General features: G+C 37.2%; 18 protein-coding genes and 1 pseudogene. 11 read left to right on the top strand and 8 right to left on the bottom strand.

The genetic code is table 11. From position 1 onward, the window contains the following. Positions 1–178: 178 nt before the first annotated feature. The gene (locus JGE69_RS05730) at positions 179–1120 is read right to left on the bottom strand and encodes a hypothetical protein (protein WP_199113136.1); all 942 of its coding nucleotides are present in this window, start codon (positions 1118–1120) and stop codon (positions 179–181) included. A 246-nt stretch (positions 1121–1366) separates the two neighbouring features. Here JGE69_RS05730 and JGE69_RS05735 point away from each other — a divergent pair, with 246 nt between their 5' ends. Both JGE69_RS05735 and JGE69_RS05740 read left to right on the top strand, forming a co-directional pair. After that, entirely contained in the window at positions 1367–1855 is a 489-nt protein-coding gene (locus JGE69_RS05735; protein ID WP_078210287.1) for a YaiI/YqxD family protein, read from the top strand. A 7-nt stretch (positions 1856–1862) separates the two neighbouring features. Continuing rightward, positions 1863–2771 carry a DMT family transporter gene (locus tag JGE69_RS05740; protein WP_199113135.1) on the top strand — a complete coding sequence of 303 codons (909 nt, stop codon included), beginning with the start codon at positions 1863–1865 and terminating at the stop codon, positions 2769–2771. Between the two features lie 29 nt (positions 2772–2800). Here JGE69_RS05740 and JGE69_RS18185 read toward each other — a convergent pair. Beyond that, positions 2801–2902 (bottom strand): annotated as a pseudogene (locus JGE69_RS18185) (PilZ domain-containing protein); the annotation flags it as partial. A gap of 128 nt (positions 2903–3030) precedes the next feature. On the opposite strand from JGE69_RS18185, the gene JGE69_RS05745 reads away from it, so the two are divergent. The 3 genes from JGE69_RS05745 to JGE69_RS05755 all read left to right on the top strand — a co-directional run bounded on the left by JGE69_RS05745 (position 3031) and on the right by JGE69_RS05755 (position 7462). Beyond that, positions 3031–4266 (top strand): lipoprotein-releasing ABC transporter permease subunit, encoded by a 1236-nt coding sequence (locus JGE69_RS05745; protein WP_161282540.1) that lies wholly within the window; start codon positions 3031–3033, stop codon positions 4264–4266. Continuing rightward, the gene (gene lolD / locus JGE69_RS05750; protein WP_002118798.1) at positions 4259–4945 is read left to right on the top strand and encodes a lipoprotein-releasing ABC transporter ATP-binding protein LolD; all 687 of its coding nucleotides are present in this window, start codon (positions 4259–4261) and stop codon (positions 4943–4945) included. Before JGE69_RS05745 ends, lolD begins: the two co-directional genes overlap by 8 nt. 84 nt (positions 4946–5029) lie before the next feature. Beyond that, positions 5030–7462: a DNA internalization-related competence protein ComEC/Rec2 gene (locus JGE69_RS05755; protein ID WP_199113134.1), complete on the top strand. Its 2433-nt coding sequence runs from the start codon at positions 5030–5032 to the stop codon at positions 7460–7462. Here JGE69_RS05755 and JGE69_RS05760 read toward each other — a convergent pair. Further along, complete coding sequence (locus tag JGE69_RS05760; protein WP_080759612.1) at positions 7415–8398, bottom strand: lysophospholipid acyltransferase family protein; 984 nt, start codon at positions 8396–8398, stop codon at positions 7415–7417. The genes JGE69_RS05755 and JGE69_RS05760 overlap by 48 nt on opposite strands. A gap of 133 nt (positions 8399–8531) precedes the next feature. Here JGE69_RS05760 and sppA point away from each other — a divergent pair, with 133 nt between their 5' ends. Both sppA and JGE69_RS05770 read left to right on the top strand, forming a co-directional pair. Beyond that, complete coding sequence (gene sppA, locus JGE69_RS05765; protein ID WP_005067744.1) at positions 8532–9548, top strand: signal peptide peptidase SppA; 1017 nt, start codon at positions 8532–8534, stop codon at positions 9546–9548. A 23-nt stretch (positions 9549–9571) separates the two neighbouring features. Continuing rightward, a complete protein-coding gene (locus JGE69_RS05770; protein ID WP_017385815.1) occupies positions 9572–10372 on the top strand; it encodes an alpha/beta fold hydrolase in 801 nt (266 codons plus the stop codon). Between the two features lie 79 nt (positions 10373–10451). On the opposite strand, the gene purN is transcribed toward JGE69_RS05770, so the two are convergent. Both purN and purM read right to left on the bottom strand, forming a co-directional pair. Beyond that, positions 10452–11081 (bottom strand): phosphoribosylglycinamide formyltransferase, encoded by a 630-nt coding sequence (gene purN / locus JGE69_RS05775; RefSeq protein ID WP_016140245.1) that lies wholly within the window; start codon positions 11079–11081, stop codon positions 10452–10454. Further along, positions 11078–12148: a phosphoribosylformylglycinamidine cyclo-ligase gene (purM, locus tag JGE69_RS05780; RefSeq protein WP_032035990.1), complete on the bottom strand. Its 1071-nt coding sequence runs from the start codon at positions 12146–12148 to the stop codon at positions 11078–11080. Before purM ends, purN begins: the two co-directional genes overlap by 4 nt. Before the next feature lie 135 nt (positions 12149–12283). Here purM and cxpE point away from each other — a divergent pair, with 135 nt between their 5' ends. From cxpE to JGE69_RS05800, 4 genes are all read left to right on the top strand, one after another. After that, the gene (cxpE, locus tag JGE69_RS05785) at positions 12284–13477 is read left to right on the top strand and encodes a chloramphenicol efflux transporter CxpE (RefSeq protein ID WP_002118385.1); all 1194 of its coding nucleotides are present in this window, start codon (positions 12284–12286) and stop codon (positions 13475–13477) included. Between the two features lie 20 nt (positions 13478–13497). Beyond that, positions 13498–14196, top strand: coding sequence for a DnaA regulatory inactivator Hda (hda, locus tag JGE69_RS05790; protein WP_002118656.1), 699 nt, complete (start codon positions 13498–13500; stop codon positions 14194–14196). Positions 14197–14532: 336 nt separating this feature from the next. After that, complete coding sequence (rbtA, locus tag JGE69_RS05795; protein WP_199113133.1) at positions 14533–16386, top strand: rhombotarget A; 1854 nt, start codon at positions 14533–14535, stop codon at positions 16384–16386. A gap of 15 nt (positions 16387–16401) precedes the next feature. Beyond that, positions 16402–18843 (top strand): CSLREA domain-containing protein, encoded by a 2442-nt coding sequence (locus tag JGE69_RS05800; protein WP_199113132.1) that lies wholly within the window; start codon positions 16402–16404, stop codon positions 18841–18843. Positions 18844–18946: 103 nt separating this feature from the next. Here JGE69_RS05800 and JGE69_RS05805 read toward each other — a convergent pair whose 3' ends face one another. The 3 genes from JGE69_RS05805 to JGE69_RS05815 are packed head-to-tail and all read right to left on the bottom strand — an operon-like array spanning position 18947 to position 20250. Beyond that, on the bottom strand, positions 18947–19336 hold the full coding sequence (locus JGE69_RS05805) for a DUF3106 domain-containing protein (RefSeq protein WP_002118619.1): 390 nt from the start codon (positions 19334–19336) through the stop codon (positions 18947–18949). Further along, positions 19326–19646: a hypothetical protein gene (locus JGE69_RS05810; RefSeq protein ID WP_002118556.1), complete on the bottom strand. Its 321-nt coding sequence runs from the start codon at positions 19644–19646 to the stop codon at positions 19326–19328. The genes JGE69_RS05805 and JGE69_RS05810 overlap by 11 nt, the downstream gene beginning before the upstream one ends. Continuing rightward, positions 19636–20250 (bottom strand): RNA polymerase sigma factor, encoded by a 615-nt coding sequence (locus tag JGE69_RS05815; RefSeq protein ID WP_032035980.1) that lies wholly within the window; start codon positions 20248–20250, stop codon positions 19636–19638. The genes JGE69_RS05810 and JGE69_RS05815 overlap by 11 nt, the downstream gene beginning before the upstream one ends. Positions 20251–20364: the final 114 nt, after the last annotated feature.

The raw sequence follows: 20364 nt of genomic DNA on the forward strand, positions 1-20364 counted from the left end.
AAAAAGGCACTAAACCAAACTGGTGCATGAATATGGCAGCTAAGAACATACCCAAGACAAAAAAGCAAAACGCACCAGTATCGACCTTTACGCGCAGGCTACTGGATTGAATGAGGCTGGTAGTTTGTTCGGGTATAATCTTCATTCAATAACCTAATTATTAAAATATTAGTGAAATTCAATTAGTTTCACCCTTTTTAGCACAAATAGTCGCCTGAATCCAGATATTACCGCGAATATATTCGCCAATATTAAAGTTTTTATACAAATCGTTTCTGGTCGCAATGCGCACTAATATGGCAGGAAGATCATCTTCTAAAACCAAAGTGACATCATAAAGGGTATATTCTGCCCCCATAAATGTCATAGAAGTTTTACCAACAATATTACCTTGGAACCATGCTTCGTCTTCTTGACCAAGATTTTCACCATATAAATAGGCGACCATTTTAGAAAAATCAACGGTTACAGGTTCTTGATCTTCTGGAGTTTTTGGTTGCCATTCATTAATGAGTTCCTGTAAGTTTTCAGGAGCGATACCATTATGTTCAGTTAAAATTGCATTTAATGCACGGTGATGTTTAATCGAAGCTGGGTCATCAACAATAATTTTTTCGCCTGCTGGAACAGGTTCTAATTCATAAGCCCATGCATTAAATTGGACTTGATAGTTTTGATTTTTGTCATATTGACAGTAGTTAACACTAAATAAATTATCAAATGCATAAACGGTTGTATTTTTATTTAGTCTTAAACTTAACACGGCTTGTGTTGCAGAGTCACAAGTAATGATGCGTTCAATTTTTGCATTATATTGGTACGGACTTTCAAAACTTGGGAAGGCTGTTTTAAGCGCACGAGGTTTTTGGTTTTCAACAGCAATAATTTGATTGATGGTAACTTTTTGGTCTTGTGGACCTTGAATGAGCCAAAAAGATTGGTCCATGTCTTCTTCATGTTCACACAAACCCATTGGCATTACAGGTGCATCAAGTGCTAGTCCTAACCATTTTGGTACATCTGTTTCGGGATGGGACGTCAATAGATTCCAATGTTCTCCATGACTACCAAAATTTTGGTCATTTACTTTAATAACTTCTGGACTGTTTTGATTTTTCATAAGCACGATGCTGTTGGGTTCACATTACTTGTTATATTAAATCGAGGGTGTTTGCTATTTTTCAAGTCACCATATGTAAATTCTCTTGTAAAAGCGCGTATTTAGTCATTTAAAGAGAAGCGGCGTTTCTATTTATAAGTTAAAAGTAAGTTTAATTTATAAAAAATTTAAATGTTGAAATTAAAAATCAGTTTAATCGTTATTTTTACTCACCTTCGAAAAGCATCTGTTAGACTAATATTTTTAGTGGAAATAGAGAATAACGTGCTGCCATTTAAGCTATGGGTAGACGCAGACGCCTTACCGAAAATTTTACGTGAAGTGATTTTACGTGCATCAGATCGTTATCAATTAGAAGTCATTTTTGTTGCTAATCAGAATGTTGGTATCACCCCTTCAGTACGAATTAAATCAATACAGGTTTTAAGTGGTGCCGATCAGGCAGATAAAGAAATAGTTGATCGTATGGTTGAAAATGACATTGTCATTACGCAGGATATTCCACTAGCAGCTCAGGTGATCGAGAAAGGTGGAGTTGCTATTCATCCCCGTGGTGAAGTTTATACAACGGCGAATGTTAAGGCGCGTTTACATCTACGTGATTTCATGGATACGCTCCGTGGTGCAGGTGTGCAAACTGGTGGACCGCCTCCTATTTCCGAGCGTGATAAACGTGAATTTTCAAGTTCATTAGATCAAACGATTTTAAAGCAAAAACGTAAAACAGCTAAGTGAGCATCGCATGCCATCGCAAACCAATTTGGCTCTAACTTATGCCTTGTTAGTGTTTATCTGGGCAACAACTCCGTTGGCAATTGTCTGGAGTGTGTCTGATCTACATCTGATGTGGGCATTGTTATTACGCTTTTTTATTGCATTGCCTTTGGCTGTCATCATATTAGTAATTTTGAGAACACCTTTTCCAACGCATCGACAAGCAGTTCATAGCTACATTGCCGGATCTTTTAGCTTAATTGGTTCTCAAATTTTCACTTATGCCGCGACCCAATATTTAAGTTCAGGCATGATTGCGCTTATGTTTGGCTTAGCACCGATTATGGCGGGGCTTATTGGTCGGTTTGCTTTTGGCCAACAACTTTATAAGCTGCAATGGTTGGGTATGGCAATTGCGGTCAGTGGGTTAGCTATTATTTGTTTGAGCGGTGCAAATCAGCATGTGCATCCGTTTGGTATTGTTCTTATGCTGATCAGTGTATTTGTTTATTCATTTTCAATTTTCTGGGTCAAAAAAGTTAATGCACAGATCCAGCCGATGGCTCAGGCAACAGGCTCTATTTTAGTGTCTTCTATTTTTGCTAGTTGTTTTATTCCATTTATTTGGCAATATGCACCGACACATTTGCCAGAAGCCAAATCTTTATTTGCCTTAATTTATACGGTACTTATGGCTTCACTCGTTGCCATGTTCTGTTATTTCAAACTTATACAAAATATTCAGGCAACGACTTTATCTTTAACGACAGTTATTACCCCTATGTTAGCGATGATCATTGGAGCTGCTTTAAACCATGAACAACTTTCAATTATGGTTTTTGTAGGCGCTTTCATTATCTTGTCTGGACTCTTTTTATATTTCTATAAAGACATTCAGGCAAACCGGAACTTTGCTCAACATATGAAGTCTAAATAGGAGAAGATTTGGGTAATTTGTTGAGCTTATTCATTAAATTGTTCTAATTCGTAGCGAAATGCACGATCAAATTGATCTCCCAACTCAACTAGTAGAAAATAGCGCAGCAATATAATATTAGGATTATTAAGGATAAGTCAGAACTTACTGATTTTTAAACCTTAATACAGCATCTAACGGTATGGCCAAATAGTAGATGTGGGTGCAATTTGACATCAACATCTTATATTTTCCATCAATGACCTTGGATTTAGAAGGTATGTTTAAACCAATCTCACTGTATATAGGGTTGAGATATACTCGCGCAAGACGCAGTAATCATTTTATTTCTTTTATTGCATTGGTTTCGATGGTCGGTTTGACACTAGGTGTCGCTGTGCTGATTACAGTACTTTCTGTCATGAACGGTTTCGATCGCGAATTGAAAAACCGTGTGTTAGGAATGGTGCCGCAAGCAACAGTTTCATCTACACAAATCCTCACGGATTGGCCTGAACTCGTGAAGCGAGTTGAACATCATCCACATGTAACAGGGGTTGCACCTTTTACGCAATTGCAAGGTATGTTAACTGCGCAAGGACAAGTCGCTGGTATTATGGTGACAGGTATTGACCCAAAATATGAAAAGAATGTCTCTATTATTCAAAATCATATTGTTGCCGGGAGTTTAGATTCACTTAAAAAAGGTGAATTTGGTATTGTACTTGGTAAAGATATGGCTGATTCATTGGGCTTACGTCTAAATGATAGTGTGACATTGGTTTTACCAGAAGCAACGCCATCTCCAGCAGGTGTTGTACCTCGTTTCAAGCGTTTTAAAGTGGTTGGCATTTTTAGTGTAGGCGCTGAAGTCGACTCTATGGTGGGTTATATCGCCCTATACGATGCTTCAACCTTATTACGCTTACCAGATGGTGCCCAAGGTGTCCGTTTAAAACTAGATGATATTTTTGCAGCGCCGCAAGTTGCTGACGACTTAGTAAAAAGTTTACCAAGCAATTTCTACGCGACGAACTGGACCTATACGCATGGTAATTTATTTAATGCCATTCAAATGGAAAAAACTCTAGTCGGTTTATTGCTTGTCCTTATTATTGTGGTTGCAGCATTTAATATTGTTTCATCATTGGTCATGGTGGTGACTGATAAAAAATCTGATATCGCAATTTTGCGTACATTAGGCGCTTCGCCATCGATGATCACTAAAATATTTATGGTTCAAGGTACCGTGATTGGGGTGATTGGTACAGTTGCAGGTACGGTTTTAGGTATAATTTTAGCTTTAACCATTAGTGATATCATTTCATGGTTTAACAATGTGTTGGGTTTAAATCTATTTGATGCTTACTTTGTACATTACCTTCCTTCTTATTTAAGATGGCAAGATGTGACGATTATCGTGATTGTTTCTTTACTTTTAAGCTTCTTGGCGACTATTTATCCGGCACTTCGTGCTGCCAAAGTTCAACCTGCTGAGGCACTGCGCTATGAGTAAAATTGTTTTAGAAGCGAAAGAAATATATAAACATTTTGATGACGGAAAATCTAAAGTTGAAGTCATTAAAGGTCTTTCTTTACAAGTTGAAGCAGGGCAGTTTGTTTCTATTGTCGGTGCGAGTGGTTCAGGTAAAAGTACTTTGCTTCATGTGCTAGGTGGTTTAGAGCAGCCAACTCAAGGGCAAGTATTTTTAAATGGTCAACGTTTTGATAATTTAGGTGAAGCTGAACGTGGTTTTCAGCGTAACCAATACCTAGGTTTTGTTTATCAATTTCATCATTTATTACCTGAGTTTTCTGCGCTTGAAAATGTCGCGATGCCTTTAATGCTTCGTGCAGATAGCCAATTTAAATCGGTAAAAGCGCAAGCTGAATATTTACTTGATCGAGTTGGATTATCTCATCGTATGGATCATAAGCCTGGTGAGCTTTCGGGTGGTGAGCGCCAACGTGTGGCTTTAGCGCGTGCTTTAGTCACTAAACCTGCGGTTGTTCTGGCTGATGAACCTACAGGTAATTTAGACCGTAAAACAGCTCTAGGTATTTTTGAATTACTGACCGATCTGAAGAAAGAACTCAACATGGCAATGTTAATTGTGACCCATGATGAACATTTAGCTCAGGCTGCTGATTCTATTTTGCATATGCAAGATGGACTCTGGGTGAGTGGTTCTTAAAAAATTGTCATTAATTCACATTGTTAAAGCCCACTTAGTTGGGCTTTAATTTTGCCCCTAAAAAGATAATGATATGACATTTGAATGTTAAAACTTATATTAATGGGGTGGATTGGGGGTATTGCATTTATGGGGATAGATATCCCTTTAATAATGCAATATGGGTGGTTAGGTAAAGTCTTGCTTGTTATCGGCTTTATTTTTTATATTTTTAAGAGAAATATTTTCTTAAATCGCCCCATATTAAAAACCATTTACTGTCTAGTCTGTGCTATTAGTCTCTTTACTATAGGACATCAATATGCTCAGCATGCCTTAAATCAAAGATTAGAACTGCGACAAATGCAGCCTAAATCTTTAGATATTGTTGTGTATGTCGACCGTATAAGTGAAGAAAAAGAAGATAAGACACAACAACCCGTTCAGGTACTAGGACAGTCCTTACACCCCGTTAATTGGCTATTATATTTAAAAAATCAAAAAGTAATCTCAGCCGTAGATGAGCCAAAATTACAATTAGGTCATTATTATCGAATTTCTGGCAAAACCAAACCTGCTCATAGTTATGCAGTGGCTGGTGTTTTTGACCAAGAACAGTGGTTCATTCAACGAAATATAATGTCTGGTTTTAGTGTTCAGCATATTGAGCCTTTAAGCTCTGATGAAATTTATCAGTTGGGTTATCAACATCATTTAAAAGAGCAACAGAAATTCTTTAACAGACAAAAATTAAATGTAGAAAAGTTGCGCCTAACGTTTAGATTAATGTTAAAACAATCTACTTTGCAAAATAAAGGACTGTTATTAGCTTTATTAACAGGGGATGAAAGTCTCTTAAATGATGAGCTTAAAAATCAATTTAAGGAATTAGGAATCTCTCATCTGTTAGCCATTTCAGGGCCTCATGTACTTATTTTTGCCATCATGTTGTCTTGGGTATTACATCAATTAATAAGACGTTATTATCCGCAGCTTTATTTGCGTCAACCTAAACAAATTTGGACCATGATTCCATTATGTTTTGGTGTTTTGATTTATACGGCATTTGTTGGTTTTGAAATTCCTGCCTTAAGAACTTTACTCTCAGTATTTTTATTTGCTTCTTTGGTATTGATTAAAGTGCCTGTTAAACCATTTTCACTCTTGGTTTATAGTGCAAGTCTACTTTTACTTTTCGATCCCTTCAGTGTTTTATCCGCAGGTTTTTGGCTGTCTTATGGTTCTTGCTTTATTTTATTACGGATTTATCAAACTATAGAGCAGGCTCCAAATGTTGTTTCAACTAGTCTGTTATCTAGAATCATTCTTTTCAGTAAAATTTTAATTGAATCTCAAGGCAAAATATTTATTGCCTTATGTCCCTTAATGCTGATTTTCTTTCAACAGATTTCATGGGTTGCTCCTTTTACAAATATTATTGCAGTTCCTTTACTCGGAGGAGTGATTGTTCCTTTAAATATTTTTGCAGCTTGTGTATGGCTTATTTTTAAATCATTCGGAAATTTACTTTTTCAAATTAATGACGTCCTGATTAGTATAGTACTGTCATGTTTTAATCTTTTAGAAAAGTTATCTCTACCATTACAAGGTTTTAGCCTGACACCACTTGCTTTAGTTTGCCTTAGCTTCGTTATTATTATCTTATTTTTACCGCGTGGGGTTTTACCAAAATCTTGGGGGCTAATATGCTGTTTACCCTTGATCATTCCAGATAAGTCGTCCCAGCAAGTTCAATTAAATATTATAGACGTAGGACAGGGGCAAGCTATTTTCTTGCAGCACCCGCAGCAGACATGGCTCATCGATACGGGTGGGTCTTATGATGAGAAAGCTTTTAGTATTGGTCAAAATGTGGTGATTCCATATTTACGTCAAAAGGGAATTAAACAACTGGATCACGTCGTACTGTCTCATCTTGATCAAGATCATAGCGGAGCATTTCCTTCAATCGCTCAGGCTTTTCCTATTAAACAAGTCATATCAAATGAACGATGGACAGAGCAAATTAAAGAACCATTTACCTATTGTCATCAAGGTCAAAAATGGCAATATCCACAATTAGATATTGAAATCCTTTGGCCTAAAGAAAAAGATTTAAACTTAGTTTCTTCAAATCAAAATCAATATTCTTGTGTGGTTTATATTCATTTAAAACAGATAAATGGCTATCAAAATTATTTAATTATGGGTGATGCAGGGTGGGAAGCAGAATATCAACTCATGAAAGAATATCCTGATTTCAAGGTAGATGTTCTGGTATTAGGTCATCATGGAAGTAAACATAGTTCAGCTTACGACTTCTTAGCGACGTTAAACCCCAAGCTTGTTGTTGCTTCTGCTGGCTTTAATAATCGTTATGGTCATCCAAGCAAAGAGGTTTTAGCGAGAGTACAAGCACTTAATCTTCCGTTTAAAAGCACAGTTGAACAAGGAACATTAAGCTTTGTATCTCGCAATCATCAGATGGTTTTATACACTCGTCGTTTCGAGCGTACTTGGCTTCACCGGAATTTGTGAAGCTTCTGCTTTAAGTCTATCTACAATTTGAAGTGCTTCATTTGGATCAATATTGTAAATATTATCTAAAGCTGGATTTGCTTTAAAACGTTTATAACTCCAGTGATAGTGTTCTGGGTAGTGCTGGATCAGTTGTTCAATGGCTTGATGAATAACAAAGGTTCCGTCATCGGCACTACCTTCGTAAATCTTCTCATCCATAGGTTCAATATGCATCGTAAAACCGTCGTGTTCATTACGAATCGCATAAAGAAATAATGCTTTGGCTTTTGTTTTTTGGATGAGCTTGGCACTTAAATTACTTGAGGCAAGTGGTACACCAAAATAATTGATCATATCCCCACCAACATTAGGTGTATGGTCAGGTAAAATTACAGTGGTTTCGCCTTGTTTGAGTGCTTTAAAAATTTGTCGAACACCAGTCTCATCGGTAGGTACCAAGTTGGCTTGTTCACGACTACGTGCTTCTCGAACAAAACGGTCCGCATCTTCATTTTTTACAGGCTTGTATAAAATAGTCATGGAAGTGAACTGAGCACACCACGCATTCATGATTTCCCATGTACCAAAATGTGGAACAATCAAAACCACACCTTTTTTTGCTGCCAGTGCTTCATGAAAGTAATGTTCACCCTCAATATGGTGAATTCTTGAAATATTCTTACTATTTGATGAGCCCCAAATACTTAAAAACTCGAAGTATGAGGTTAACTCATTACGAATAGCTTGTTGTGTAATATCTATTCGTTGCTGTGGTGTTAAGTGTGGGAGTGCAATTTGTAAGTTAAGTTCTATACTTTTTGATGTTCTAGTAATTTTTAAAGTATTGACTAACCCTGCCAACATACGGGCAATAAAACGTCCAAATTGAATGGGTTGACGGCTAAAAGTTTTGAGTAAGTAATAGTTCATGCTTTTTACATCTAGTTTGGTCATCTATCGCGGTAAAAAGGAGGCAACAAGTAAAAAAAGATAAAAATATTATAAATGAAATCATATAATTTAGACAGTTTTTATCAAATCAACGTATATAATGACATCATTTTAGATTGATTTGGATTGGAATTTTATGTCCGATTGGCCACCAAAACCACAAAATGAACCTATAATCCCTAAACAAAATGGACCAGAATGGCAAATTCTTGAGAAGGCTGTACTCGCTTCAGTAGAAGAGCAACGCCGTAGTCGTCGTTGGGGTATCTTCTTTAAAACATTAACTTTTATTTATTTACTATTCATTATTGTACTCATGGGCAAAGGCTGTTCAACCAGCAAAGAAGGCTCTGCTGTAAGTAGTAGTAGTGCTCATTTGGCAGTGGTGGATATTATTGGAACGATTGATGCTTCGAGTAATCAAGCGGTAAATAGTGAAGATACGAATAAAGCGCTTAAACGTGCTTTTGAAGCCTCAAATAGTAAGGCTGTTGCACTTAACATTAACTCACCTGGCGGTTCTCCAGTTCAGTCTGATGAAATCTGGCAGGAAATTCGTTATTTGAAAAAACAGCACCCTGATAAGAAAGTTTATGCCGTTATTGGTGATATGGGGGCATCGGGTGCGTACTATATCGCTTCTGCTGCGGATGAGATTATTGTCAACCCATCAAGTCTAGTGGGCTCAATTGGTGTGATCATGCCTAACTATGGTATTACTGGTTTAGCTCAGAAGCTTGGTATTGAAGACCGCACTTTAACTGCCGGAACGAATAAAGACATTTTAAGTATGACAAAACCGATTGATCCTGCTCAAAAGCAACATATTCAATCTGTTCTTGATAATGTTCATACTCACTTTATTACCGCAGTGAAAGAAGGCCGTGGTAAGCGTTTAAAATCGAATGATCCAGCTATTTTTTCTGGCTTATTCTGGACGGGTGAACAAGCAATTCAATTAGGTGTTGCTGACCGTTCAGGTAATATTACGAGCTTGATGCGTGAACTAAACCTTGATAATAAAGTTGACTACACAATTGAGCGTAACCCACTACAATCCATTTTGGGCCGTATGGGGGCACAAATCGGGCAAGGAGTAAGTGAATCTATTGCTCAAGAGGTGCAGACTAGTCAAAGCGCAAAATTACAATAAATCTGTATTTTTAGGATAACGGTATGTCAGTAAAACCGGTTATACACTTTGCGCATGCTAATGGTGTGCCATCTATGGTGTATCAAAAATTGTTTGATCAATTAAAAGATGAGTATGACGTAATTTATGTTCCACTCATTGGTCCTGACAAACGTTATCCTGTGACTAACCATTGGCCTGCTTTGGTTGATCAAGTTATTGATAGTATTGTGCGTCAGGCGAAAGGACGTAAAGTCATCGGATTAGGCCATTCTCTTGGTTCGGTTTTAACATTGATGGCATCTTTTCGACGTCCTGAACTGTTTTCTCAAGTCATTATGTTAGATCCGCCTCTTATTTTAGGGCGATATTCGTTTGCTTTTCATATGGCAAAGTTATTTCGCCCTAAATTGGTTGATGCGATGACACCGGCGGGCTTATCTGCACGTCGCCGTGAACATTGGGAATCCAGAGAGCAGGCGGCTGAGTTACTTCGTCCTAAAGGATTTTATAAAGATTTTGATGAAGATTGTTTTCAGGCTTATATTGATTATGCTTTGAAAGAAGATTCGATTCGCGGTGGAGTAACTTTAACGATTTCTCGTGAAGATGAAGTTGCAATTTTCCGTAAAAATCCTTCTTGGTGGTGGCTGCCTATGCCAAAACCTAAGATGCCTGTGCATTTAGTTGTGGGTAAAGGAAGTGATTTCTTAAAAAGAGGCTTTCCTCAAATGGCAAAGCGAAAAATGGGAATCCCATTTACTGTGGTTGAAGGAGGCCATATGTTCCCTCTAGAGCATCCTATTGATACAGTAAACTCTATAAAGAAACTGATTCATCATTAATTAAATTAATTTTTTAAAGCTTATAAAAAAAGGACATGCCAGCATGTCCTTTTTTATTTTTGTTTGTTAGTAAAATACTTTACCAACTTGCAAAACGAATAGGGTCTTTTAGAACTTGATTACGGAAATAGGCTTGCCCATCTTTCCATGTAAGTTGACCGTTACACAGCCACTCTGCAACTTGTGGGTAGATAAAGTGCTCAAGTGTGTGCACTCGATCTGCTAATGAAGCGGCAGTATCATGTTCTTTAACTGATATAGCTGATTGGGCAATAGATTGACCAGAATCCAGTTCAGCAGTTACAAAGTGTACGGTACAACCATGCAAACGATCACCTGTGTTTAAAACACGTTGATGAGTATTCACACCTTTGTAAGCTGGAAGAAGCGAGGGATGTATATTCAGCATTTTCCCTTGCCATTTGTTGACAAAGGTTGGTGTTAAGATACGCATGAAGCCAGCTAAAATAACTACATCTACTTCCCAAGCTAAGAGTTGCTGATGCATTGCCTCATCAAAAACTTCGCGCGTTGGAAAGTCTTTATGGGAGATAACAGCGGTAGCAATATTGGCTTTTTGAGCACGCTCTAGAGCATAAGCATCTGCTTTATTAGACAGTACACCTACAATTTGCCCTGATAGATTTGCATCTATCAAGGCCTGTAAATTACTGCCATTCCCAGAGACTAGAACAGCAATTTTTATCATGCAAAGATCACACGAATTTTTTCGTCTGCACCTTCCACTGACTCAGAATTTTCTTGGATATGTCCAATTTTCCAAGCTTTTTCACCTTGAGCATTAAGTACTTCAATTGTTTTTTCAGCATCATTTGCATCAACAGCAATAACCATACCTACGCCACAGTTAAACGTACGGTACATTTCAAAGCGTTCTACATTGCCTTCGCGTTGTAGAAGTTGGAACAATTCAGGCCATTCCCAAGAAGATTCATCAATAACTGCTTGTGCACCATTTGGTAATACACGAGGTAAGTTACCTGGTAAACCACCACCAGTAATGTGTGCCATAGCATGAACATCAACTTGTTTGCAGAGTTCAAGAACCGGTTTTACATAAATACGAGTTGGTTCCATTGCTACATCAGCAAGAGGACGACCATCAATTGTTTGAGTTAAATCAACGTTTTTAACGTCTAAAATTTTACGTAGTAATGAGTAACCATTCGAGTGAGCACCGCTTGATGCAACACCGATAAGTACGTCACCAGACTTTACTTTAGAGCCATCAATAATTTTGCTTTGCTCAACAACACCAACGGCAAAACCAGCAAGGTCGTAATCTTCGCCTTCGTACATGCCTGGCATTTCTGCGGTTTCACCACCTACAAGTGCGCAACCTGCAAGCTCACAACCTTTACCAATACCAGTAACAACATTTGCAGCAACGTCAACATTTAAGTGACCAGTCGCGTAATAATCAAGGAAGAATAATGGTTCTGCACCACAAACTAAAAGATCATTTACACACATAGCCACAAGGTCTTGGCCGATTGTGTCATGACGATTGAGATTAAGGGCCAAACGTAATTTAGTTCCTACACCATCGGTTCCAGAAACTAAAACAGGCTCTTCATAACCTTTAGGAATTTTGCATAGTGCACCAAAGCCACCAAGCCCGCCCATTACTTCAGGACGACTTGTACGTTTAGCGACTGACTTGATACGATCGACCAGTGCGTCGCCCGCTTCAATGTCGACACCCGCATCTTTGTAGCTTAAACCGGTATTTGGGGTAGAAGTTGAGTTGCTCATAAATGAAGTCTCCGCATTGGCGGCAGATTATAACCTGAATATACGAAACTCTTATGTTATTTATGCTCGAAAATGCTATCTTTAATAAAAATATTTTTTCATTTATAACGATTAAATCAAAAAAGGCTAGATTTTATGCAAGATCGTATACTGCGCCGTATTTTTTTACTCGCAGGTATTGTATTGCTGGTATGGGTGTTGTACTTACTCAAGCCTGTAGTCATTCCTTTTATCGGTGCTTTTTTCCTGGCTTATTTATTCAGTCCACTTGTTGATGTGCTGGTAAAAATGAAATTGCCTCGCTGGTTAGCGATTAGCGTGGTATTTGTTGGAATAGGTGTAACCTTAACTATTGCACTCTGGTATTTAGTTCCACTGATTTGGAAACAATTAGTTTATGCCCGAGATAGTATTCCAGCAGGTATTCACTGGATTAACGCTACCTTTTTACCTTGGGTGTCTTCCACATTTAATGTCCAGCAAATGGAAATTGACACAGAGCAGTTGTCTAAAGCTGTCATGGAATATGTCCAAACAAACTATAGCGCAGACAGCATCCAGGCAGTGTTATTAAAACTGGCTCAATCTGGTTTGAATTTTATTCAGATTGGTGGAACGGTTGTTTTAATACCAATTATTGCTTTCTATTTCTTGCTTGATTGGGAACGTATGTTACAAAACTTACGCCGTCTCATTCCGCGTCCATATGAAGCAACTACTTTACAGATCGTTGGTGAATGTCATAGCGTTTTAGGGGCATTTGTTAAAGGTCAGTTTCTGGTCATGCTATTGCTTGGCGTAGTATATGCAGTTGGTTTACAACTCATCGGTTTGGAAGTTGGCCTTATTATTGGTATGGTGGCAGGGCTTGCTAGTATTATTCCTTATTTAGGATTTGCCGTAGGTATTATTGCCGCTGTTATTGCCAGCCTGTTCCAGTTTGGCTTGGATTGGATGCATCTATTACTGGTTGGTATCGTCTTTATGATTGGTCAAGCGGTAGAAGGCTATATCCTACAGCCATTCCTACTAGGTGATAAAATTGGCTTATCTCCTGTAGCAGTTGTTTTTGCAGTATTGGCAGGTGCACAGCTTGCAGGCTTCTTGGGAATGTTAATTGCATTGCCTGTTGCTGCGGTTATTGTAGTGTTGTTGAAGCATTTAAGAGAGAATTACGAAAGAAGCTCACTTTATGCTCCACCATCTACATTAGTGATCCAACATGGCGATATTGAGCAAATTCATGTACAAACTGAAAGTACTAAGCTTGATCTTGAAGTTAAAACACAGCAAGATACAGATGAACTAAAATCTCCTAACCAGAAATAATTTCAAGGTTAATTCAATATATGCGTCAACTCCAACTGGATATAGAACCTCAACTTGATGCCCGAATCAGTGATTTTTCGGGACCGGGTTGGGGGCATGTAGTCGATGCCGTGCGTCAACTACATGCTGGTCTGGTGAGTAGGTTCTATATTTACGGTGGAGCGGGGACGGGGAAGAGTCATTTACTTTCTGCAATTTGTGATTCTTATTTAGAAATAGGCAAATCTGCTATTAAAGTATCTTTGCTTGAACTGCTTGATGCACCTATTGAGGCAATTACGTCTTTAGAACATTATGATCTTGTTGCTTTGGATGATATTGAATCGATTAGTGGTGTGCCTCACTGGCAAAAAGCTGTTTTTCATTTAATGAATAATCATGAAGGACAACTGGTATTTTCTTCGCGTGTAGCACCGATTGAATTAAAGCTGGAATTACCAGATCTACAATCACGGCTTACACAAGCCGTTAGTGTAAAAGTGCCAAGTGGAAGTTTATATGCAGACCGCTATGCCTTGGTGACATCTGTAATGGCTAGACGTGGTATCCACTTTGATCAACAAATTGTTGACTACTTATTATTACATGGTCCTCATCAAGCATCTCTTTTACTGCAAACTGTTGCTCAGTTAGAAAAACTGCTCAAAGGCGAAAAAACAAAACTTTCTAATGCGACTTTAAGACAAATTTACGCTTTGATTGATGAATATCAACAGTAGACTTTCTAACTTAAGTTTGCTGTTTTGCTTAAATTAAACTCATACAATTAAAAAAATGGCTTTCCTTACATAAATTTTTTCATTTCAGAATAGTTATATTTATATCTTCTAAATTCTCTTTTAATTTTTTAATACGCCACTTTTTTGTATTTAAAAAACTTTTCTAGATCTACGAAGCTTTTTGTAATCTAGCTCAAAAATGACTCTACAGACCGACCAAAATGTCTTGAGAAATTCTACTTCCTGTGACAAAGTACGCACAAAGGATGCGATTGCAAAAGCGGAAATTTTGCAATATTGACAAAGAAAAATGAAAAAAGATGTAAGGAGATGGGTATGCTCAAACGGAGCATTGCTTTTGCTTTATTGGCTGCTGCTGGACACGCTTATTCTGCCGATATTCAAGTCACAACTACAACTGATGAAGACGTCGATAACACGGTCTGTTCATTACGCGAGGCTGTAAAATTTCTAAATTATCGAGCCTCTTCCAATGCTGCTGATGTTGAAAAATATGCAAATGGTTACAATGGTTGTGGTAATAAAGACGCTTCATCAAATATTATTTTGCAACGTGATAAAGAATATTTATTAAATACAAGTATAACGATTGCAGCGCCTCTTACTATCTCAATAACTGAAAATGATTCCCCTTTTGAAGACACTGATCAACCAGGCTCCCATAACGCTACTATTAAAATAGCAAGCACTGACAGGCTATTTCACATAGATGATGGTAGTATAGAAAAGCCATCATTTTCCGTTTATTTCAATGATCTTAACTTACAGGGTGCTGGGGCGAAATCAAATGTTACTATCGGCGGTTTAATTCTAAATCACGAAAGCTTAACTATTCAAAACTCTCGATTAACTGATGGATATGCTAATGAAGGCGGAGCTATTTATAATCAGGGATTATTGACTCAAACAGAACAAACTGCTGGATCAGTTCGTATTATAAATAGTCTTATTCAAAATAATAAAGCAAATCAGGGTGGGGTGATTTATAGTGAACAGCCTTTGTATTTCATTACTCAATCAGTAATACGCGATAATGAGGCTAGTTTAGCAAGCGCATCACTTTTCTTCAGTGCAAATAAATTTAATGACGAAAGTACTGGGCAATATTTAAGTCGTCGAGCTATTGGATTAAGTAATAGTACGATTTTTCACAATAAAGTCGGTTTTATTGCCAATATTTACGATGGTATGTTTGTTAATAACATCACCATGATAAAAAATGATAAAGGCCTATTTCTTGATGCTCCGCAAGGTAATGCGTCTATTTCAAATAGTGTTTTAGTTGGTAATGTAGTCAATTGTCAAGCTAGTGCAACTGATAAAACAATTATACAAAGTAATTTGGTGACAGCAGAATGTAATCGAAATGCCTCATCAAAACTTCCTAATATTCTTTACCCTAATAATGAAAGATTAATAGCAGGTAATACTGATGAAGGAATATGTGATGTGACATCAAAAGATGGATTGTTTTGTCCGTTTAGCACGCCTAAAGATAGTTTCTTAGGTTTTTTTAAGCCTCGATTGCTTGAGAGCTACACTACTTTAGCAGATTCCCTTATTATTAATAAAGGCCGCTTATACAGTGATGCTTCCTCAATTGGTTTAGCAAGTTGTGAGAGATTAGATCAAAGAGGAAAAAGACGTACTGGTTATGATGAGCTGTGTGATCTAGGTGCAATTGAATACATCTTAAATAGTGAAATTGCACCTGTTGGTCAGGATATTAGATATGGTCAAGTTGCAAAATTCAGTATTTTGGGTTCTCTCAGTGAAGCCGATTTAGTGACTCCAGCTACGTGTAAGCGTTTGTTTGGTGAGCGTCCAGATGGAAAAGAGTGGCAACCCGGGTGCTTGAAAATTGTGCAAAATAAAGATACCCCAGTTTCAAAAGGTACTTTAACTCTGGATCAGAATGGTAATGTGATTTACACGCCAAATGGAAATTGGCATGGTTCAGATATTTTTAGTATTCAGGTTGTGACGAGTGTAACTCGTTTTAACGAAGGCGTAGATTTTCAATATATTTCTATTCCAACGACAATTTCCCAAGCTCCTTTATCAGGTATTGAAGATAAATCTGTCAGTGCAGGTGGTGGAGGTAGTGTGGGAGGTGGGATTTTGTTGGGTTTATTAGGATTAATTGCATTACGCCGTTTCAAGTCATAATCAAGGATGACGACTATGAAAAAATATCAAAAAGCATTAGGCATAATTACTATTAGTGCTGCGATTCCTTTAATGGCAGCAGAAAACGATACAATTATTAAAGTTAATACATTTGTAGATGAAGACCTAGATAATAATTTGTGTTCATTAAAAGAAGCTATTATTGCCGCTGAAAGAAGTACCTCATATCATGGTTGTATCTTACCTGCAATTAATACGAAATATGTGATTCAGCTTGAAAAGGGGACTTATAATTTAGATGAAGAGTTGGTACCTAAAAATAATCTGACTATTCAAGGGCCTGAGCCAGTTGATTGGAGCAAGAAAGGTTTATTAAGTGGTAGTTATCCAGCACCCACAGCTATACAAACTCGTATAAATGCTGGAGGAAAATCTCGTATTTTTAATACAGCTGTTAGTAAACAGCCTTTGGCATTAAATAATATTATTTTAGAGAATGGTAAAGCTTCTGATGTGGGAGGAGCAATTTACGCTGGTGCAGATGTAACTTTACAAAATACACAGATTTTAAACTCACAAGCAGCTCAGGGCGGTGCAATTTATTTAGGGGGGGGAGTTGCTGGCTTATCAATATTTCACTCATTGATTCAAGGTAATGGAACAAACGCTAGTAGAGGAAGTGTGGTTGCAATGAGCTGTATGTTTAATGGTTCATATGCAATACGTACTATTTCATTTGACTCAAATACTATCATTAAAAATGGATCTACTGCTTCTTTAAGTACCTTTGAGTTTTGTGGTACACCAACAATCAAATTTGGTAATAACACAGTTACTCAAAATATTGCTAGCCCTACTAATGGTACCGTTCTTAAATTTTCTGGCGATGCAGTTCCAACTCAAAATCAAACAACAAACCTCAGTTCGACAAGTAGCCTGTCATTAATAAATAATACAATTGTGGAGAACTCTGCTCATACCATTTTTTTATATGACAAGTTAGGAAAAAAAGATTTAAGTTTTAATGTACTGGCTTTTAATTCAGGTTCTTTTGCATGTCGCTATTTATTAGGTTCTGCTACTGATCAAAAAGATGCTAGAATTTTATTAAAATTTAATGCGTTAAAGTTAAGTGGTAGTAATGAAAAATGTGACATGCCAACTGAAACTTTACCAGCTGGTCATACTAATATAGATGTGTCCTCAAAAATATTAAGCCAGTTATTAGAGCCGTCCAAAGAACCTAGTGATGAAACTACAGATTTCTTACCCATTTATTATCCAAAAAATAATCAGCAATCTGATGATTTAGTTGACGTAGATTTAAAAAATGAAGGAGGCTGTCTTTCATTAGATCAAAGAGGATTAGAAAGACTTACTAGTACAAGTACTGGTGAACAAACGGTTCTTAATTCTGATAATAAATGTGATATTGGTTCTGTTGAGCAAGCTAGATTAGCAGTAAAAACTACAGCAGTTGACACGGGTTATATTAATAGTTCACTTACTGATTTATTAAATACTTATCAATCTGGTGTGGACCAAACAAAAGCAAATTTAGCTAACCCTGCTTTTTCACTTCAAGAACCTGCTTTAAAGATGAATTTAGCAAATTTTGAAAACTTAGTTAATCAGACTAAAGCTAATTTAAAGTACAGAGGAATTTATATAAATCTTAAAAACTATTATTCTACGTTTAAAAATGGTAATCCTAGAGAGATTAATATCATTCCTTATGAAAATAGTAATCATGTATTTGTTCCGTTTAAACCTGATGATTATGATATTGATGTTAAAGTTATCGGCAAGGGCCAAACACCTGAGACAGCGAAAGAAGATAATATTAAAAGCTTAAAATGTGAGTGGAATTCATCTCTTCAGCAAATTCTTTTATATCGTACAGATGATGCTCCTTCCGGAGATGATTTCGAGTTTTGTCAATATACACTCACTCTAAAAGCAAATAGAAGTATTACTGCAACAGGTATAATTAAAGCTTCACTCATTAATATAGCCCCTGTTTCAGGGAACGGCACAATAACATTTAAGTATTTGGCGAATGAAATAATTCCTTTAAATTTACTTAAATATGCGAATGATGATGGAGATGGGCCTACTAATACACTTATTACAAAGCCTACTAAACCTCAATTTGCAGACTTACCTATTTATTTACCAAGCAAAGTATCAGAAGATGGTATTTTCACAGTAGTGAAAGCAGATCGTGAAGGTCCATGCCCTGGAAATGATAGTAAGAATACATGCTATGGTGGTAACGTTTATATCCAAGCAAAAAATGTTTTTAATACTTTTAACGATAGATTAACTTACTACGTATATGATGCTGATGGTGAAAAATCAAATGAGGGTACTATTAATTTGGTAAGTACTGCTACTACTATAGATGATACACGTAGCGGAGGTGGTGGTAGCTTCGGAATTTTGTCTTTAGCATCTTTACTGAGTTTAGCAGTTTATAGACGCTACCGTAAATAAACTTAAAGAATATAAAAAAGCCTCCAATCGGAGGCTTTTGATAAGTAATGAAATCAAAATAATTGAGCGATTAGTATCTTATCTTTGATAGCTAAATAACAAGTTAGTGTTCCAAATACTTATTCATGTATTCTTCACGAATTGCTGTTCTTTCTTCACCATTCGCTTTAAGCATCCGCTCACGTAAGTCTTTTCGCTCTTGCGTACTCATTTTTTGCCATGCTTCACGCATTTTTTGTTTTTCAGCTTCAGGAAGTTGAGTAAACCAGTCCATACGTTGCTGTAAGTTGGTACTTTGATTCGCTGGTAGCTCTTTTAAACTCTGGTAACGTTTAATGACTGCACGTTGCTCTTCTTCGGAAAGGGCATCCCATGTGTCATCGACTTGTGCATTGGCATCTTTAGAAAAAATCCAAAAGCGTTCAAAACCTGCAAAACTTGTCTGCAAGAAACTTAATGAACACAGGATAAGCGCTAATTTTTTAGCTGCCATGTTGTACTTTATCCTCACCCAACACCATTAACATCTCTAAATCTTCCACCATTTGTGGAGATAATTTAGGATTTACGATCACTTGATTTTGTGGCTTATCCACAATTTCGACTGAGTTAGGCAGAATCACAAAACCTGTAATTGCTGCGGCAAGTGCGAAACCAGTCATTTTCCAGACACTATAATAAGAGGCTGGTTTTTGTTGAATATGGTCAAGCACATGATTCATGACCACTGTTTTATTTTTATGGTGATCTGCCAAACTATCAAGTTTGGAGGTCACCTTTTTAGTGAAATCATCATGATTCATCAGAACCTCCCAAGGGATTTAAATGTGCCAAGTATTCTCTAAGTCCCTGAATTGCTCGGTGATAATGGGTTTTCACACTACCTTCGGTACAGTTCATGATCTGAGCTGTTGTATGGGTGTCAAACCCTTCCCACGCACGTAACATAAATGCCTGTTGTTGACGAACAGGTAGTTTTTCAATCGCTTCCCGAATTTCCTCTATGGTTACCGCTTGATCGAGAAAATCTGCAGGATTAATGGCTTTTTCATCAACTACATCGATAACTTCGTCGTCGTCATTATCCAGACTAACTTTTTTGAAGAATGAAAATGGGTTTGCTCTACGAGACTCTTTGCGGCGCCAATCCTGAAGTTTGTTATTCAAAATAGTGTAAAAGAGGGGATACCATTCTTCAGTACTTTTATCGGCGTAAGATTTGTGTAAAGCAATAAATGCTTCTTGAACCAAATCCATTGCAATACCTTGTTGACCTTGGGTAGCACTCTCCATCATCACCAAAGCACGACCAGTGACATCTTGCATGAAAACTTTCAGGCGTTGCTCAGCCGTGCTGACATGAACACTAGATGTTTCCGATCGAGACTTTTTCGGTGCTAAATCCATGGAGATGGAAAATCCTGTCATTGGACATGCCCACCTTATCTTCAATATATCTCTTATATAACGTTGAAAAGAGGTGGGAGGTTGACAACAATCGGTTATTTTTTACTAGTGTAA

It is taken from the genome of Acinetobacter sp. C13, assembly GCF_016809775.1.
Taxonomy (GTDB): Bacteria; Pseudomonadota; Gammaproteobacteria; order Pseudomonadales; family Moraxellaceae; genus Acinetobacter; species Acinetobacter pittii.

Excerpts from the sequence above, each read along its gene's own strand:
- JGE69_RS05730 (WP_199113136.1), bottom strand. The coding sequence starts at position 1,120 with ATGAAAAATCAAAACAGTCCAGAAGTTATTAAAGTAAATGACCAAAAT.
- JGE69_RS05740 (WP_199113135.1), top strand. The coding sequence starts at position 1,863 with ATGCCATCGCAAACCAATTTGGCTCTAACTTATGCCTTGTTAGTGTTT.
- JGE69_RS05745 (WP_161282540.1), top strand. The coding sequence starts at position 3,031 with ATGTTTAAACCAATCTCACTGTATATAGGGTTGAGATATACTCGCGCA.
- lolD (WP_002118798.1), top strand. The coding sequence starts at position 4,259 with ATGAGTAAAATTGTTTTAGAAGCGAAAGAAATATATAAACATTTTGAT.
- JGE69_RS05755 (WP_199113134.1), top strand. The coding sequence starts at position 5,030 with ATGTTAAAACTTATATTAATGGGGTGGATTGGGGGTATTGCATTTATG.
- JGE69_RS05760 (WP_080759612.1), bottom strand. The coding sequence starts at position 8,398 with ATGACCAAACTAGATGTAAAAAGCATGAACTATTACTTACTCAAAACT.
- sppA (WP_005067744.1), top strand. The coding sequence starts at position 8,532 with ATGTCCGATTGGCCACCAAAACCACAAAATGAACCTATAATCCCTAAA.
- JGE69_RS05770 (WP_017385815.1), top strand. The coding sequence starts at position 9,572 with ATGTCAGTAAAACCGGTTATACACTTTGCGCATGCTAATGGTGTGCCA.
- purN (WP_016140245.1), bottom strand. The coding sequence starts at position 11,081 with ATGATAAAAATTGCTGTTCTAGTCTCTGGGAATGGCAGTAATTTACAG.
- purM (WP_032035990.1), bottom strand. The coding sequence starts at position 12,148 with ATGAGCAACTCAACTTCTACCCCAAATACCGGTTTAAGCTACAAAGAT.
- cxpE (WP_002118385.1), top strand. The coding sequence starts at position 12,284 with ATGCAAGATCGTATACTGCGCCGTATTTTTTTACTCGCAGGTATTGTA.
- hda (WP_002118656.1), top strand. The coding sequence starts at position 13,498 with ATGCGTCAACTCCAACTGGATATAGAACCTCAACTTGATGCCCGAATC.
- rbtA (WP_199113133.1), top strand. The coding sequence starts at position 14,533 with ATGCTCAAACGGAGCATTGCTTTTGCTTTATTGGCTGCTGCTGGACAC.
- JGE69_RS05800 (WP_199113132.1), top strand. The coding sequence starts at position 16,402 with ATGAAAAAATATCAAAAAGCATTAGGCATAATTACTATTAGTGCTGCG.
- JGE69_RS05805 (WP_002118619.1), bottom strand. The coding sequence starts at position 19,336 with ATGGCAGCTAAAAAATTAGCGCTTATCCTGTGTTCATTAAGTTTCTTG.
- JGE69_RS05810 (WP_002118556.1), bottom strand. The coding sequence starts at position 19,646 with ATGAATCATGATGATTTCACTAAAAAGGTGACCTCCAAACTTGATAGT.
- JGE69_RS05815 (WP_032035980.1), bottom strand. The coding sequence starts at position 20,250 with ATGGATTTAGCACCGAAAAAGTCTCGATCGGAAACATCTAGTGTTCAT.